This is a genomic window from Enterococcus sp. ARL09-542, from assembly GCF_005234805.1.
Classification (GTDB): domain Bacteria; phylum Bacillota; class Bacilli; order Lactobacillales; family Enterococcaceae; genus Enterococcus_D; species Enterococcus_D gallinarum.
Window position 1 is genome coordinate 48464 of sequence record NZ_QPQX01000004.1, and the last position, 16067, is coordinate 64530.

The window sequence follows — 16067 nt, forward strand, 5'->3', positions numbered from 1 at the left end:
TAGTAAATGATTGAATTGAAACATGTAAGTAAAACGTACGGAACAAAAAAAGCATTGAAGGACCTTTCTTTGACGATTCAGCAAGGTGAGATCTTTGGTTTTTTAGGACATAATGGTGCGGGAAAATCAACGACCATCAAGAGTCTAGTTAGTATTTTACAGCCGACGAGTGGCGAAATCGTTTTTGATGGCAAAGCATTAGCCCAATACCGAGAAGAAATAAAAAAACAGATTGCTTATGTCCCGGATTCACCGGACATGTTTTTGCAGTTGACCGCCGGAGAATATTGGGATTTGATCGCAGCTGCTTATGAAGTACCGGAAACCCAAAAAAAGGTACGCTTAAATGAACTGGGACAGTTATTTGATATGACGACGCATGCAGAAGAAACGCTAGCCAGTTTTTCCCATGGTATGCGGCAAAAAACCATTCTAATTGGAGCATTACTGCCGGATCCGGATATTTGGATCTTAGATGAGCCTTTGCAGGGATTAGACCCGCAGGCAGCGTTTGATCTAAAAGAAATGATGAAAGCACATGCTGCGAAAGGAAAAACGGTTATTTTCTCGACGCATGTCTTGGATACTGCCCAACAGCTTTGTGATCAGTTAGCTATTTTGAAAAAAGGCGAATTGCTTTATAACGGTTCTGTCGATGAATTGCTTGCACAAAATCCAGATCTTTCTTTGGAAGCGATCTATTTAAAAATGACAGGTAGAGGCGCGGAAGAGCCATCGTTGATAGAAAATGGAGGCGAGTTCAGATGAACAAGCGACAGTTATTGACGTTGACAAGCGTCAATCTTCGGTACGCCAATCCGCAAGTCACAGATAAAGCCCGTAAAAAAGGAAAAAGCGGGACACAATTGACTCGTTATTTGATCCAACAATATGTATTATCAGGTTTCGTTTTTTTAGTGATTTACGGTCTAACAATGATCGCACTGGATTTCAGCCGTTTGCCAGGTTTTTTCACTTATTATGTTGCTCTTTTTGGCGTTCTAGGATTTTCTCAAGGAATCTCGTCCATTTTTAATGTCTTCTTTGAGAGTCAAGACTTGCCTGCATATTTGCCATTGCCTTTCCGGCAAGCAGAAATTTTCACCGCCAAGATTCTTGTTGTCTTTTTAACAGTGGCACCATTTGTTTTTCCGTTATTTGTCTTATTTCTTTTAACAGGAATGCGTTCACAGGTCTTTATTCTGCTCACGCTTTTGTTAGCGATTGTGCTCTTTTTATTATTTCTCGTGATTGTTTTTAGTATTTGTAGTTTGATCGTTTTTGGATTAGCTCGAACAAAATTGTTTCGTGAACATAAAAAAATGATGACCAGCTTGTTGTTGGGAATTTCTATGATCGTAGTAGTGGTAGGGATCTTGATGATGAATCAAACCAGTTCCTACGATACACAGATCATGGATCGCGGGGCCATTGCCTTTTTACTGCCATTTTTCTATATCATGCACAGTCCCTTTGCAGTTGCAGGAATCGGGAGCTTTGCTATTGTTCTAGTGGTTTGTTTGTTGCTGCTAGGAGCGATTCGGTTCTTTATTTTACCGAAGTTTTATGATCAGGTGGCGATGGCTGTGCCCGACCATGGAAGCGTGCGACGGAAGCAGAAATCCGGGCAAGGATTGTCGCAGATGTTATTCAGTTATAATTCCCAGCTGGTTCGTGATCCCAACTTGATTATGCAAGTATTGTCCACTTCACTGATGACACCGATCATTTTTATTGTGACATTTGCATTGAGCGGTACGTTTGATCTAGGACAAATGGATGCTCGTTTTTGTGGAGTGTTCTTTTTGGCAGGTATCGCATTAGCTGTGATGATGGTCAATCCAACCTCTTTTATCAGTACCTTGATTTCATTGGATCAGCAAAATTTTCTGTTTGTTCGTTCATTGCCGTTGTCTATGAAAAAATATTTACAAGCAAAATTCCGATTTGGCCTAATGCTTCAAATGGTTTTGACTGGCGGGATTGCCTTATTGGCGATTTTGCTCTTTAAGATGCCGATCCTATTGGCAACGACTTTCTTTCTAGGTACGTTACTTGGTTGTTACTTGCTATGCTTAAAATATTTTGCCCGTGATTATCGCTTGCTTTTGCTTGATTGGACCAATGTCAGTCAATTGTTTACCCGGGGTGCCGGAAGTGTGGGAATGATCGTCGGTATGATGGTGGCACTTCTCCTTAGTATTCTGTTACTCGTCGGTTACGGTTTTGCAGCAACGATGATTCCATTTTGGCTCTTGAATGGTCCAGTCTTGCTAGTTCTGTTAATTGGTAGCGTGCTATGGCACAACTACTATCAAAGAAAATTTTGGCAGTTGATTCACTGAGTCTAGTCGTCATCAATAGCGCATAGAAAAAGAAATAGATTTAATCAGAAAATTCAGAAAAAAGACTTTACAAGTATTCAGAAACATGATTAGATAATAAATAACCTATTACTTTGCTTTCATTTTTTGCTGGCAAGCTTGCTCCACAGGCTTGTTGCAAGAGACTGTGCCAAACGTCATACTGATTAGAAGGAACCAGAAGTTGTCCGCTTCAAGAAAGACAGCTGGGTCATTTTGAGCTGAGACGGATGGCGCAGTTTTTTTAATGGCTAAAACTAACAAATCGTGAAAAATAGAAAAAAACACTCTGACAAGAACCTTTTTGTCAGAGTGTTTTTGTTTTTGATTTGAGTATGTGTTGGTTCATTCAGAGATTATGCTTCCTCTTTTTCGTTGGTTGTTGGCAGATGATTGTCAAGGTCTGTCCGTACGACCAATACGTCACAAGAGGCATGACGGATTACATACTCAGAGACTGAACCAATAAAAATTCGTTCGACGGCATTGAGACCAGTAGCGCCGATCATGATTAAATCGATTTGATTATCTTCTGGTAATTGTTTCGCAATGATTGGTTTTGGCGAACCGTATTCGATGACAGTCTTTACTGCAGTTACTTGGTTCTTACGGGCATAGTCTTCATAATCTTTCAATGTTTGCTTAGCCATTTCAGTCGCTTGCTCAGCCAACATGCCATCAAAGGAAGAAACAGTTTGAAAGGCACGGGTATCGATTACATGGGCTAGTACCAGTTCAGAATTGTTCCGTTGGGCCACATTGACCGCTTTTTTAAAAGCTAATTCTGACTCACTTGAGCCATCGACTGCAACCATGATTCGTTGATATTGTTGTAACATATGAAACACTCCTCTCAGATAACTTCATCTTTATTGTAAAACTTTTTGACTAAAAAGAAAAACCTAATTATCTATTTTTTTCATCTTACGGGCAAACAGCAAACTGAATGAGGCAGAAGTAATCATTAACACTGCTAAATAAACGAGGGCAATCAATTTTTTGTCTAAAAAAGCCACGATGATTGCAAGAATACCTAAAACACCATGAAGATAGCCATAAATGGTCAAAAAAGTTTGATTTTTAGTATTTTCAGGAATAAGGGAAAAGAAAATGGCATGTTTTGTTAACAGTAAGTAGCAGACGCCAAACAACAAAACAGCAGCAATCAAAAATAATAGAAAAATCATCCGTGAAATCCGTCCTTCTCTTATAAGATAGTTTTAGTATAGCGAAGTGCTAAAGGAATAGCAAAAAGCACAAAAAAGCCACCTGTCTAAAACAGATGGCACATTCAATAAAGAATGGGTAATATCCGTAGATGCCGTTCTTTTTCCCGTAGTATTGATCCCGCAAATTCTAGCAGGTGGGTTCCACGGTCTAAGCATCGAACTACCAAATGAAAAGGCATGTTACCAGCTTTGACACAAGACGGATCCCAATATATCAATAAAAATGTTCGGTCAACACACAGATGGGACAACTCGTACATCACAGAATTCCCACCTTCATAGTAGCATAGGACAACAAAAGTAGCAATAAAGAAGATTGAAAACGGTGACAAAAACCTTTTTCGCTTCCATGAAGCGGCTGCTGAGGGTTAGGTCTGTTTTTTTCGTTGCTGCAATTGTTGATATCTTTGACCTAGAGCTTGCTCGTATTTTCCGGTAGCCTTTGGCTGATAATAGTGAGCTTGCTTGATTTTATCGGGTAAGTATTGCTGATCGACCCACGCATCATCAAAGTTGTGCGGGTATTGATAACCGACGCCTCGGTTCAAGGCTTCAGCTCCTTTGTAATGACTGTCTCTTAGATGATCAGGGACATCCCCGGCATTGCCTGCACGAATATCTGCGATGGCAGCGTCTAGTGCCATATAAGCCGAGTTGGACTTAGGGGATAGACAAAGGTCGACCACAGTATCTGCTAAAGGGATCCTCGCCTCAGGTAAGCCTAATCGTTCCGCTGCTAAGACAGCATTGACTGTTCGAGCAGCTGCCGCTGGATTGGCCAACCCGATATCTTCATAACCGATCACCATCAAACGCCGGCAGATGATTGCCAAGTCTCCTGCTTCTACCAGACGACCCAGGTAATGGAGTGCCGCATCAACATCACTGCCGCGGATCGATTTTTGAAAAGCAGAGATGACATCATAATGGGCATCGCCATCTTTGTCATGGGTCAATGCTTTGCGCTGAACACACTCTTCAATAATTGGCAAAGTCAAATGGATTTTCCCATCAGAACTTGGCGGCGTGGAGCGAGCAGCGAGTTCTAATCCATTGAGTGCACTGCGGAGATCCCCATTGGTCGCTCGTGAAAGATGGAGACGAGCTTCTTCTGTCAACTGGATCGATTCTGTTCCCAAGCCACGTTCTTTATCAGCTAAAGCCGCATCAATGGCGGCTAAAATATCTGATTCTTGCAATGGTTTTACTTCAAAAATCTGTGTACGACTACGGATGGCTGGGTTGATAGTGATATAAGGATTTTCAGTTGTGGCCCCGATCATAATGATTTTTCCGCTTTCTAAATGAGGCAGTAAGAAATCTTGCTTTGTTTTATCCAGACGATGGACTTCATCCAAAAGTAAAATGACTGTGCCGCTCATTTTGGCTTCTTCGGCGACGATTTGAAGGTCTTTTTTCGTATCAGTCGCAGCATTCAGCATGCGGAATGCGTAACGTGTCGAACCGGCGATTGCACTAGCGATACTTGTTTTTCCGGTCCCTGGTGGACCATACAGGATCATGGAAGAGAGCATCTTGGCCTCAACCATCCGGCGAATGATCTTTCCGGGTCCAACTAAATGCTGTTGACCTACGACTTCATCAAGGTTGCGGGGACGCATGCGGTACGCAAGTGGTTGCTGCATAATAAGCTCCTTTCTTTTTTCTTTAGTATATCATAAGAACGTATATTCCCATAAGGAAGCGGGTATTTTGCTATTGAAACTAGTCAGTGGCGATAGAAAGGTCAAACAATTGATAAGATGGTCGTAATCAATAGTAAGTTCCTTGAGAATTGTGTAAAATAAAGAAGGTGAAGAAAATGAATGAAATTGAACAATTATTTGCACAACAATCAACAACAGCGATTGCCCGGCAATTATTAGGGATGTATCTGGAACATGAGACGCCCAGTGGGAAATTAGGCGGTTATATCGTCGACTGTGAAGCTTATTTAGGACCAGAAGATCTGGCTGCTCATAGTTTCGGGATGCGTAACACGCCACGAGTTCGAGCAATGTATGAAAAGCCGGGAACGATTTATTTATATACGATGCATACTCATTTGATTTTGAATTTTATCACACAGCCTGAAGGCATTCCCCAAGGGATCATGATCCGCGGCGTGGAGCCCGTCGAAGGAATCGCACAAATGGAGATAAATCGCAGTAAATCCGGTCCTGATCTCTCGAACGGACCTGGAAAGCTCGTGAAAGCTTTGGGAATTACGCCTGATTATTATGGCCATTCAATTTTTACAAGTCCACTGCATCTTGTCAACGAGAAACGGCGAACACCGAAAGAAATACTCGCTGTTCCCAGAATCGGTATCCCGAATAAAGGGGAGTGGACCCATAAGCCGCTGCGGTTTGTCGTAGCAGGTAATCCATATATTACCAACAGCAGAAAATCTGCTGTCCAGCCAGATCACGGCTGGCAATAGGAAAGAAGGAACGTATAATGGCTAAAGAAACAATGCTGACTTATTTGGACAGACAATTAACAAAAAAAATCCCTGAGTACGATGTTGCCCTTGATTGGGATGCAAGAAACCATACCATCGAACTTGTTTTACGCTTATTTGCAGAGAACCCGAATCATTTGCAGGTAGATGATGCCCAAGGAGTAGCCTCTGAAGAAGAGATCATCGAATTTGAAGACGGTATTTTATTGTTTGATCCCCAAAAGTCTTCCTTTGCAGAAGAGGACTTTTTGGCAGTCATTCCCTACGCAGGCAAAAAAGGAATCCAAAAAGCGTTGCTGGATGCTTTGGTTGATTACATCAAAGAGATTCTGACGGAGGGAGAAAGTGATTTACTAGATTTTCTAAACGATGAGAGTGAAGAAGCGGTCTTCGAACTAGTTTTCGATCAAGATCAGTTGTTAGACCGTATGAATACTTACCAAGAAAGCGATGGGGAATCGTATATTCCTTATCCAAGTTATTAAGGAGCAGATAGATGAAATGGAATGAAGTGAAAGTAGCTACTGCAAGTGAAGCAGTTGAAGCGGTCGCCAACATTTTGATGGAACAAGGGGCCAGTGGTGTAGCAATCGAAGATGTTCTTGACATTGAAAACTTTAAAAGCGATGCCTATGGTGAAGTGTTAGACAAAGAAACCTATACAACGCTGGATGAAGGCGCCCAGGTAACGGCTTATTTCCCCGAGACTATCTTTTTACCTGAAATTTTGCCATTTATTGAGGCGGCGATCGCTCGTTTACCGGAATATGGGTTAGCAATTGGCAAAAATGAGATTACCTCCAGCGAAGTAGTAGAGGAAGAGTGGGCGACTGCTTGGAAGAAATATTATCATCCAGTACGGATCACTCGCTATTTGACGATTGTTCCCAGCTGGGAACAATATGAAACGACGGACCCTGCCGAGAAAATCATTACGCTAGATCCAGGAATGGCTTTCGGAACTGGTACCCATCCGACGACGCGCTTGACGTTACAGGCGTTAGAAATGTATTTACGAGGCGAGGAAACGGTCCTGGATGTTGGAACCGGATCAGGGGTTTTAAGTATTGCCAGCCGCCACTTAGGGGCCAATCAAGTATATGCCTATGACCTTGACGAGGTGGCTGTTCGGGCGGCAAAAGAAAATATGGCACTAAACCCAGTTGCCGAAGCAGTGAATGTTGCTGCCAATGACCTTTTAACAGGTATTGAAATCGAAGCAGACATTATTGTAGCGAATATTTTAGCTGATATCATCTTACTGATGATCCCAGATGCTTGGCGGTTGCTGAAGCCTACCGGAACATTAATTGTTTCTGGAATCATCGAAGCGAAAAAACAACTTGTGATCGATGCCATGACAGAGCAAGGATTTGTTGTTGACCAAATCTTGAATCAAAAAGATTGGTATGCGATTGCACTAAAAAAACCAGAGTAGGGAATGTCATATGCAGCGATATTTTTTGAATGAGGATTATGAGGCGAAGCCTGTTTATGTAGTAGAGGGAGAACCGTTTCATCACATGGTACGTGTGATGCGGATGGTTCCGGATGACTGTGTCTACTTGGTCTTTCAAGACCAAGTAGCGATCCTCGCGAAAATCCAGCAGATCGATGAACAAGCGGTTCATTTGATTGAAGTAGAAAAGGAACAGCAAGACAAAGAATTACCGATTCATGTTACGATCGCCAGCGGGTATCCTAAAGGAGATAAATTGGAATTGATCGTCCAAAAAGGGACAGAATTGGGTGCCGCTAAATTTATCGGTTTTCCCGCCCAATCCTCGGTAGTTAAGTGGGACCATAAGAAACTCCAAAAGAAACAGCAGCGGCTGCAAAAAATTGCCCAAGAGGCTGCTGAACAAGCGCAGCGGCAACGAGCACCGATCATCCAACTGGCTGCTTCGGACAAAGAGTTGTGGGATAGTCTTTCAAACTATGACTATGTGATCGTTGCTTATGAGGAATCTGCTAAAAGCGGCGAGAATGCCAAACTGATCGATATTTTGTCCAAAGCAGCGCCCGGCAGCAAAATCTTAGCAATTTTCGGACCCGAAGGTGGGCTGACACCTGCTGAAATCACTCGTGCTGAATCTCAAGGTGCTGTGATCTGTGGGTTAGGGCCACGTATTTTGCGAACCGAAACCGCCCCATTTTATTTTTTGAGTGCTGTCAGCGTACTAACTGAATTAGTAAGGAAGTGATCAAGTGACGCAATTCAAAGACAAGCTTAGTTTTCGATTTTTACAAGCTGGACTGACGGATTGGTTGTTAAAAGATACGTTTACTGAATTTAACACACTTGGTGTCCAAGAAGTCATCGTGTTGCCTAGTGATTTGCGCAGAGCGAAGCAGTTAACTGAAGGCTCCGAGATCCAAGTCGGCTGTGCAGTTGATTTTCCCTTGGCACAAGGAACAATCGCTAAGAAAGCTTTTGAGATCGGTCATTCCTTTATGGATGGCGCTGATTTTTTAGAAGTCTGGCTACCAGCGGCTTTGTTGGTGGAAAAAGAGCGGACGGCTGATCTGGCGGAGTTAATGGAGACAAGCCGGTCACTGGCTTTGTCTGGTGGTGAGATCCGCTGGGCTGTCAATACTTCACTTATGAATGAGTTGACAAAGATCCAAGTAGCACAGCGTTTGAAAGCATGGGACTGGCCTAGTATTACTCTTGGTCAGCAGTTAACTGTTTCAGATGCGTTGCATGATGTCTCGATTTTTGCTTTAGATGGAGGACCGCAACTGACGATCCAAGTCAACACGGCAGCGTCTGTTACGGATCAGAAATCACTTGCAGAACTTTTACAGGCAGGGGCGGCAAAAATCGGCGTGCCCTTTACAGAGTCAGCGTTACTGTTGAATGAATAAACCGGTATTTTGTCTCGCTTGACCAGAATAGAGAGAATTGAAAAAAACAAGAAAAATTTGTATAATGACACTAATCATAAAAGAAGATGGCCAGGCAGAAGCGCATTGCTTCAAGAGTTCTGCTATTCAGAGAGTTGGGGATAGCAGAATTCTTTAGAAGCGGCTTCTGTCTTGCTTTTTGAAAATAGGAAAAAAGGAGGCGCGTTTCATGGCAAAAGAAGTGATATTATCCGGACCTGGTGTGATCAAGCTCGTGGCCCATTATATGAGTGAAGAACATGTTGCATTTGTACAGAAAGCTTTAGATTATGCGACAGAAGCCCACAAAGATCAGTTTCGCAAGTCCGGCGAGCCTTACATCATCCATCCTATTCAAGTAGCAGGGATTTTAGCGGAACTACAAATGGATCCTCATACAGTCGCCACTGGTTTTTTACATGATGTGGTAGAAGATACGGAAGTGACCCTAGCAGATCTAAAAGAAGTCTTTGGTGCAGATGTAGCGATGCTGGTCGATGGTGTGACAAAATTAGGGAAAATCAAATACAAATCCCATGAAGAACAGCTAGCAGAGAATCATCGCAAAATGCTGATCGCGATGGCTCAAGATTTGCGCGTGATCATGGTCAAATTAGCGGACCGCTTACATAATATGCGTACATTGAAACACCTGCGGGAAGACAAACAACGGCGAATCGCCCAAGAAACGATGGAGATTTATGCACCATTGGCGCATCGTTTAGGGATCAGCCGTATCAAGTGGGAGCTAGAAGATATTTCACTACGTTATTTGAATCCACAACAATATTATCGGATCGTTCACTTGATGCAAACCAAGCGGGAAGAACGGGAAGCTTATGTGTCGGAAACCGTTGAACAGATTCGACTTGCAACTGAAGAACTAGATATTTTTGCTGAGATCTATGGTCGTCCGAAACATATCTACTCCATTTACCGCAAAATGAAAGACCAGAAGAAACAATTCAATGAAATCTATGATCTTTTGGCTATTCGGGTAATCGTTGATTCAATCAAAGATTGTTATGCTGTTTTAGGAACGATCCACACAAAATGGAAACCAATGCCAGGTCGATTTAAAGATTACATTGCGATGCCTAAAGCAAATATGTATCAGTCACTACATACGACAGTGATCGGTCCCAAAGGCAATCCAGTAGAAATCCAGATTCGTACCCATGAGATGCATGAGATTGCTGAATTCGGGGTTGCTGCTCACTGGGCATATAAAGAGGGTAGAACCGAGAAAGTCAAAGCAGACAAAATGACCCAGCAAGTCGGTTGGTTCCGCGAAATTTTGGAACTCCAGGATGAAAGCTACGATGCTTCTGAATTTATGGAAGGTGTCAAAGGGGACATTTTCAGTGACAAAGTATATGTATTCACACCGAAAGGCGATGTCACAGAATTGCCTCAAGGTTCAAGTCCGCTGGATTTTGCCTACAGTATTCATACCGATATCGGGAACAAAACCACTGGTGCAAAAGTGAATGGCAAGATGGTCCAGTTGGATTACAAATTGAAAAATGGCGATATCATTGAAATTTTGACATCACCAAATTCATTCGGACCAAGCCGCGACTGGATCAAGCTTGTAGCTACCAGCAAAGCTAAAAACAAGATCAAACGTTTTTTCAAGGCCCAAGATCGTGACGAAAACATCATCAAAGGGCACGAAGCAGTGGTCAAAACATTGCAAGACATGGGCTTTGTACCAAAAGAATTTTTAACAAAAAGCAAGATGGCAGAAGCCTGCGAACGATTTAATTATCAAACAGAAGATGATTTATTTGCTTCTGTCGGTTTTGGCGAAGTGAGTCCAACTACACTGGCCAATCGTTTGACGGAAGAAGAACGCCGTGAGAAGCAGATCGAAAAACAAAAACAACAAGTACAAGACATGATCAATCAGCCAGCGAAGAAAGAACCAGAGAAAATGAAAGTCCGCCATGAAGGCGGGATCGTGATCGAAGGCGTGGACAACTTACTGATCCGAATCTCTCGTTGCTGTAATCCAGTTCCTGGTGATGCCATTGTCGGGTATATCACGAAGGGCCGCGGCATCTCGATCCATCGCAGTGACTGTCCGAATGTCCAAAGCAAAGAGATCGTCAATCGTCTAATCGATGTCGAGTGGGAAGATACTTCTAACAGCGGCAAAGAATACGATGCAGATCTGGAAATCTATGGTTATGATCGTTCCGGATTGTTGAATGATGTCTTGCAAACAGTCAACGCTGTTACTAAACGATTGGTCAGTGTGGAAGCGAAAACCAACAAAGACAAGATGGCCACCATTAGAATCACGGTCTCAATTCAGAACCTAACACATCTTAAGTCAATTGTGGACAAAATCAAACAAATCCCAGAAGTATATAGTGTCAGAAGAACAAAGGGGTGAGACGCGAGACATGCGAGCAGTCATTCAACGTGTAAGTGAAGCCAGTGTTGCAATCGATGGAACTACTGTAGGAGCAATCCAAAAAGGTTTTTTAGTTCTCTTGGGAATCACTCATGAAGATAGCCAAGAAGATGTGGATTACTTGGTTCGAAAAATCAAAAATTTGCGGGTGTTTGAAGATGAAGCGGGAAAAATGAATCAATCGATTGAAGCAATCGAAGGTGCTATTTTGAGTATCTCGCAATTCACATTGTATGGCGAGACCAAAAAAGGAAACCGTCCAAGCTTTATTCAAGCTGCCAGACCTGAAGTGGCTACACCATTGTACGAAGCTTTCAATGCGGGTCTGCACGCTGCAGGTATCGAAGTGGCTACGGGTCGCTTTGGCGCAGACATGCAAGTGTCATTAATCAATGACGGTCCTGTAACGATCCTGATCGATACGAAGGAAAAATAGGCTGCGTTCACAACGACTGCCTATCCAACATGCCAAAAGAACCAAAGCAAATAGTTTAAAGAGGACTGCCAACATGCAAGTTGGTAGTCTTTTTTTAGTGGAAATAAGTCCATCTTGTAGCACTTCTGGTACCAACCCTTTTGTCTTTGGACTATCTTACAAAACTGTAAGATAGTTCTTTCTGATCAGAAATAGTTATTTAAGAGCTGAATCTATTCCTTTTCGTAATGGTAGCAGTTACAAAAAAGTTATTTATTTTTATCCATCCCTAAAAAACTTTCAATAAATTAGATTGTCCTTAAAGCGCAAATGTGAAATAATAGTTAAAAAATAATGTCACTGGAGGAAATGACAATGAATTTTTGGCAGCGTGCATTAAAAAGTGTTACTCGCAGGAAAGGGAAGTCGTTTATTTTATTTTTAGTCATCTTTATTTTAGGTAACGTGATCGCAGGTGCGGTAGCTGTGCAGCAGTCTACTATGAATGTGGAACGGGAAACGAAAAAGAAAATGGGCAACGTTGCTACAGTCGAGTTTGATTATGAGCAGTTTGAGAAAGACAATTCAGGAAAATCAGATGAGGAAGTTTATTCTGAAGAAAATAGTCCGAAAACGCCAAAAACGGCGGACTATGACAAAGTGGGAGAATTAGATTACGTCAAATATTACGACTATACCATGATGGGTTGGTTAGAGACCAAGAAATTCAAAGCCTATACACCAGAAGATGAATCTTTTGGCATGGCGGGCGGCAATTATTTTAATTTAAAGGGCGGCAATCGACCACAGCCATTAGATATGGAAGAAGGCAACATCAAGCTGATCGATGGAGAAGTGTTTAGTGAAAAAGACTTGTCAGAAACCACTAACTCGATTTTGATTAGTAAAGAAGTCGCTGAAAAAAATAATTTGTCGGTTGGCGATCAATTTGTTTGGGATATGTATAGTGAAGTCCCTCAAGATCCGATGGGTGACAGTGATGATAGTACGGCTACTTCAGATGATGAAGATGCAGAGAGTGAAAGTGCAGAAATCCAAACAAAAGTTGTCACAGCTGATTATCCTGTCAAAATTGCAGGGATTTTTAGTGTAGTTAAAAAGGAATCGGCCAATAGTAATCCTTCGCAAGAAGAAAAATCCAATCAAATCTGGCAAGCTGTTGAACAGATCAATACGATTTATGCTGCCAATCAGTTGGTGAAAGATTTTAGTAAATTCCAAAACGAAAAATTGTGGGGAGATACGGTAATGGCCGAAGATACGGAGGCCGAACCGGAAGAGTATTATCAAGCGATGTATGTTTTGAACTCTACCGACGATGTTGAAGCATTCAAACAAGAAGCCAATCCATTATTACCAGATTACTATCATGTGGTAGCTTCCACAGATCAATACGATCAGATTGCCGGAGGAATGAATCGTCTGGGAACGATTTCCCGCTATATCGTGATTGTTGCTGCTATTGCTACGGTCTTTATCATTTCATTAGTCGTTCTATTGTTTTTGCGAGACCGCAAGCAGGAATTAGGGATCTATCTATCTTTAGGAGAAGGCCGTGGGAAAGTGATTGGGCAAATCGTTATTGAAGTGGTGCTCGTCAGCTTAGTCGCTCTAATCTGCTCATTGGTGACGGGAAATCTATTAGGAAGTGCGGTTTCTCAAACATTGATGCAAAGTGACTGGATGACGAATCTGTCCCAAACGGATACCTATTCCATTTCAAGCACAATGATGACAAATACTCTCAGCTATGCGGATGTCCAAAGTGCTTATAAAGTCACTTTTTCTATGGGGTATGTCATCACCTATCTTTTATTGGGATTAGGTACAGTCTTATTGTCTGCAATCTTGCCGTTGTTGTATATTCTACGGCTGAATCCAAAGAAAATCATGATGTAGGGGGAAGAAAAAATGGCTTTGTTGGAAACAAAAGAAGTAGATTACTATTATCAAGATGGCGATCAGCGGCGCTATATTTTGAAAGAAACATCGGTGGCGTTTGAAAAAGGCAAGTTTTATGCCATTTTAGGACAGTCAGGGTCAGGAAAAACCACATTTCTCTCTTTGATCAGTGCGTTGGATACACCTAAAAGTGGCGCTGTTTTCTTTAATGGAGAAGATATTCAAAAAATCGGACATGAGAAATATCGCCGAGACGATATCAGTATCATCTTTCAAAGTTACAATTTGATTCCTTACCTGTCTGCGGTAGAAAATGTTCTAGTCCCAATGTCGATCACGGATAATCAATTGCCGGAGAACCAGCGGGAAGTCGCATACAATTTATTGGACTATATTGGGATCACGAAAGAAAAAGCAGATCGTTTAGTCAATCAGTTGTCTGGTGGGGAACAGCAACGGGTGGCAATAGCTCGTGCACTGGCGACGAATGTTGATATTATTTTGGCAGACGAACCAACGGGTAATTTAGATGAAGAAATGGAACAGGAAATCATCGATATTTTTAAAGATTTGGCTCATATGCATAACAAATGTGTGATTGTTGTGACCCATGCGAATGAAATCGCCCAACAAGCAGACGAAGTACTCTATTTGCGTAAAGGTGTGTTGAATAAAGATGAGTGATTTTTTATCAAATTTCAGTCCTGGTAATTACGATGGCAAGAAGCAAAGCTCTCCTAAAGAAACTGAGTTTGACGAAAAAACAGAGCGTAAAGCAGAACCAATTCCAGATTCTCAGACATCTGATCAGGGCGCAGGAGAGAGTAAAGCTGCAGCAGCATCGGATCCGAAGGAAATGAAGCGAAGAACGCGCAAGGAAACTAGCTCTTCTCAACCGGTCAGTCGGTTCGGAAAAGAAGAGACAGAGTTTGATCCAACTTATCGCAAGCGGCAGCGTAAAAAATACGCGCTGATCGCTGGTGCTGTCATTGTGCTGATTGCCATCAGCAGTGTGGTGTATTATCAATTGACTCATGTGAAGGTTCCTGATTTTGCTAAGAAAGATTTATCCGAAGCCCGAACATGGGGCATGGAAGAAGGCGTGGCGATCAAAGTCGATCAAGTGTATGATTTTGAGGTAGAGACCAATCGAATCGTTAGTCAAAGTGTTGCTGCAGATCAGAAGATCAAAAAAGGCAAGACTTTGACAGTCAAAGCAAGCCTAGGTCCTGACCCAGAAGAAATGATCGAGCTGCCCGACTTTTCGTCACTGACTACCGAAGCGGCAAAAGAATGGATCGAGAAACAAAAGGCAGAAAATATCTCGTTGATCGAACAGTATGACGACAAAGTCGAAGCAGGTGTATTCATCAAACAAGAAGCAGCAAATAAAGAGCAAGATCTCAAAGCTTATAAGCGCAAAGATCGCTTAAGCATCTATTATTCAAAAGGAAAAGAAGTCTTCGAGAAGAACATCGAAGTTACTGATTTTACAGGGAAAAACAAAGGTGAAGCTCAAGAGTGGGCTAAGAAAAATGAATTGAAGTACAAAGAAGAAGCTGTTTTTTCTGATACAGTTGCTCTAGACGTCGTGGTTTCCCAAGAACCAGTCAAAGGCAGCAAATTGGCCAAAAAGGATCAACTTCTTGTCAAAGTTTCTAAAGGGAAAGCATTAGTTGTTCCTGATTTCTCACAGTATACCATCGAGCAGGCAGAGGGGCTAGAATCGAAGATACCGATTCAAGTCAAGACAGTTTATTCTGATCAAATCGGTTATGGCAATTTCATCAGTCAGTCGGAAGAGGCGGGCAAAGAATATAGTGACAGCGATACATTGCCAACAGTGAAAGTGGTTTATTCACTGGGGCAACCGTATTTGAAGGATATCCGGCACCAAGCAACGGAAGGCGATCTGCCAAAAATGTTCTTTGATGAGTACAAATCGAAAGGTGCTTCTGTATATTATGATGTCTACTATGTAGATTCAGCAGAACCAAAAGGAACAGTTGTGGAGATGAGTCGTTATGGTGAATTTATTCCATTGGAAGTATCGATCACCATCGGGATTAGTCGCGGAAATCTGCAAGGCGAGACCGAATCATTACCGGTCAGTCCTGAGACAGAAAATGTAAAGGATCCGCTAGAAACAGTCAACAGTGCCACTACCGAATGAGACATTTAGCAATCGGGCCCGTAACAAAGCTACAGAACCCAAGCAATAAGTGAGTGAACTATCTAAATGAAGTGTGTCTTCTGTTTGTCGACAATGACAGACTGAAACAGAAGGATCTACCTGCATTTAGATAGTTTTTCTTTTTTTTTACTTGGATTTTGAAAAATGGAGAGAGTTTTTTTGTTATCAAGT

Annotated in this window: 15 protein-coding genes and 1 other RNA gene; 12 read left to right on the plus strand and 4 right to left on the minus strand. The window is 42.1% G+C overall.

Features of this window, described 5'->3' with window-relative positions:
* Positions 1-6 precede the first annotated feature (6 nt).
* Positions 7-768 carry an ABC transporter ATP-binding protein gene (locus DVW06_RS05730; RefSeq protein ID WP_005472856.1) on the plus strand — a complete coding sequence of 254 codons (762 nt, stop codon included), beginning with the start codon at positions 7-9 and terminating at the stop codon, positions 766-768.
* Positions 765-2345 (plus strand): hypothetical protein, encoded by a 1581-nt coding sequence (locus DVW06_RS05735; protein WP_003128454.1) that lies wholly within the window; start codon positions 765-767, stop codon positions 2343-2345. The genes DVW06_RS05730 and DVW06_RS05735 overlap by 4 nt, the downstream gene beginning before the upstream one ends.
* Positions 2346-2719: 374 nt before the next feature.
* Here the strand turns inward: DVW06_RS05735 and DVW06_RS05740 are convergent, their stop codons facing one another.
* The 4 genes from DVW06_RS05740 to DVW06_RS05755 form a co-directional block, all read right to left on the minus strand.
* A complete protein-coding gene (locus DVW06_RS05740) occupies positions 2720-3202 on the minus strand; it encodes a universal stress protein (protein ID WP_003128457.1) in 483 nt (160 codons plus the stop codon).
* Between the two features lie 63 nt (positions 3203-3265).
* A complete protein-coding gene (locus DVW06_RS05745; RefSeq protein WP_005472853.1) occupies positions 3266-3550 on the minus strand; it encodes a hypothetical protein in 285 nt (94 codons plus the stop codon).
* 118 nt (positions 3551-3668) lie between these two features.
* Positions 3669-3863, minus strand: a non-coding RNA gene (gene ssrS, locus DVW06_RS05750) — 6S RNA.
* A gap of 97 nt (positions 3864-3960) precedes the next feature.
* Positions 3961-5238, minus strand: a complete 1278-nt coding sequence (locus tag DVW06_RS05755) for a replication-associated recombination protein A (RefSeq protein ID WP_005472852.1) — start codon at positions 5236-5238, stop codon at positions 3961-3963.
* A 176-nt stretch (positions 5239-5414) separates the two neighbouring features.
* On the opposite strand from DVW06_RS05755, the gene DVW06_RS05760 reads away from it, so the two are divergent.
* The 10 genes from DVW06_RS05760 (at position 5415) to DVW06_RS05805 (ending at position 15875) form a co-directional block, all read left to right on the plus strand.
* Positions 5415-6035, plus strand: a complete 621-nt coding sequence (locus DVW06_RS05760) for a DNA-3-methyladenine glycosylase (RefSeq protein WP_005472850.1) — start codon at positions 5415-5417, stop codon at positions 6033-6035.
* A 17-nt stretch (positions 6036-6052) separates the two neighbouring features.
* Positions 6053-6541 (plus strand): DUF3013 family protein, encoded by a 489-nt coding sequence (locus DVW06_RS05765; RefSeq protein ID WP_003128461.1) that lies wholly within the window; start codon positions 6053-6055, stop codon positions 6539-6541.
* A gap of 11 nt (positions 6542-6552) precedes the next feature.
* A complete protein-coding gene (prmA, locus tag DVW06_RS05770) occupies positions 6553-7494 on the plus strand; it encodes a 50S ribosomal protein L11 methyltransferase (protein WP_003128462.1) in 942 nt (313 codons plus the stop codon).
* A 10-nt stretch (positions 7495-7504) separates the two neighbouring features.
* Complete coding sequence (locus DVW06_RS05775; RefSeq protein WP_005472847.1) at positions 7505-8260, plus strand: 16S rRNA (uracil(1498)-N(3))-methyltransferase; 756 nt, start codon at positions 7505-7507, stop codon at positions 8258-8260.
* 4 nt (positions 8261-8264) lie between these two features.
* Entirely contained in the window at positions 8265-8924 is a 660-nt protein-coding gene (locus DVW06_RS05780; protein ID WP_005472845.1) for a hypothetical protein, read from the plus strand.
* Between the two features lie 208 nt (positions 8925-9132).
* Positions 9133-11343: a RelA/SpoT family protein gene (locus DVW06_RS05785; RefSeq protein WP_003128466.1), complete on the plus strand. Its 2211-nt coding sequence runs from the start codon at positions 9133-9135 to the stop codon at positions 11341-11343.
* 10 nt (positions 11344-11353) lie between these two features.
* Complete coding sequence (gene dtd / locus DVW06_RS05790; RefSeq protein WP_003128467.1) at positions 11354-11800, plus strand: D-aminoacyl-tRNA deacylase; 447 nt, start codon at positions 11354-11356, stop codon at positions 11798-11800.
* Positions 11801-12154: 354 nt separating this feature from the next.
* Positions 12155-13699 carry an ABC transporter permease gene (locus DVW06_RS05795; protein WP_005472842.1) on the plus strand — a complete coding sequence of 515 codons (1545 nt, stop codon included), beginning with the start codon at positions 12155-12157 and terminating at the stop codon, positions 13697-13699.
* Between the two features lie 12 nt (positions 13700-13711).
* A complete protein-coding gene (locus DVW06_RS05800) occupies positions 13712-14386 on the plus strand; it encodes an ABC transporter ATP-binding protein (RefSeq protein WP_003128471.1) in 675 nt (224 codons plus the stop codon).
* Positions 14379-15875: a PASTA domain-containing protein gene (locus tag DVW06_RS05805; RefSeq protein WP_096711095.1), complete on the plus strand. Its 1497-nt coding sequence runs from the start codon at positions 14379-14381 to the stop codon at positions 15873-15875. The genes DVW06_RS05800 and DVW06_RS05805 overlap by 8 nt, the downstream gene beginning before the upstream one ends.
* Positions 15876-16067 lie beyond the last annotated feature (192 nt).

Coding starts and splice junctions, on each gene's coding strand:
- DVW06_RS05760 (WP_005472850.1), top strand. CDS start 5,415: ATGAATGAAATTGAACAATTATTTGCACAACAATCAACAACAGCGATT.
- dtd (WP_003128467.1), top strand. CDS start 11,354: ATGCGAGCAGTCATTCAACGTGTAAGTGAAGCCAGTGTTGCAATCGAT.
- DVW06_RS05745 (WP_005472853.1), bottom strand. CDS start 3,550: ATGATTTTTCTATTATTTTTGATTGCTGCTGTTTTGTTGTTTGGCGTC.
- DVW06_RS05805 (WP_096711095.1), top strand. CDS start 14,379: ATGAGTGATTTTTTATCAAATTTCAGTCCTGGTAATTACGATGGCAAG.
- prmA (WP_003128462.1), top strand. CDS start 6,553: ATGAAATGGAATGAAGTGAAAGTAGCTACTGCAAGTGAAGCAGTTGAA.
- DVW06_RS05775 (WP_005472847.1), top strand. CDS start 7,505: ATGCAGCGATATTTTTTGAATGAGGATTATGAGGCGAAGCCTGTTTAT.
- DVW06_RS05765 (WP_003128461.1), top strand. CDS start 6,053: ATGGCTAAAGAAACAATGCTGACTTATTTGGACAGACAATTAACAAAA.
- DVW06_RS05785 (WP_003128466.1), top strand. CDS start 9,133: ATGGCAAAAGAAGTGATATTATCCGGACCTGGTGTGATCAAGCTCGTG.
- DVW06_RS05755 (WP_005472852.1), bottom strand. CDS start 5,238: ATGCAGCAACCACTTGCGTACCGCATGCGTCCCCGCAACCTTGATGAA.
- DVW06_RS05795 (WP_005472842.1), top strand. CDS start 12,155: ATGAATTTTTGGCAGCGTGCATTAAAAAGTGTTACTCGCAGGAAAGGG.
- DVW06_RS05735 (WP_003128454.1), top strand. CDS start 765: ATGAACAAGCGACAGTTATTGACGTTGACAAGCGTCAATCTTCGGTAC.
- DVW06_RS05740 (WP_003128457.1), bottom strand. CDS start 3,202: ATGTTACAACAATATCAACGAATCATGGTTGCAGTCGATGGCTCAAGT.
- DVW06_RS05800 (WP_003128471.1), top strand. CDS start 13,712: ATGGCTTTGTTGGAAACAAAAGAAGTAGATTACTATTATCAAGATGGC.
- DVW06_RS05730 (WP_005472856.1), top strand. CDS start 7: ATGATTGAATTGAAACATGTAAGTAAAACGTACGGAACAAAAAAAGCA.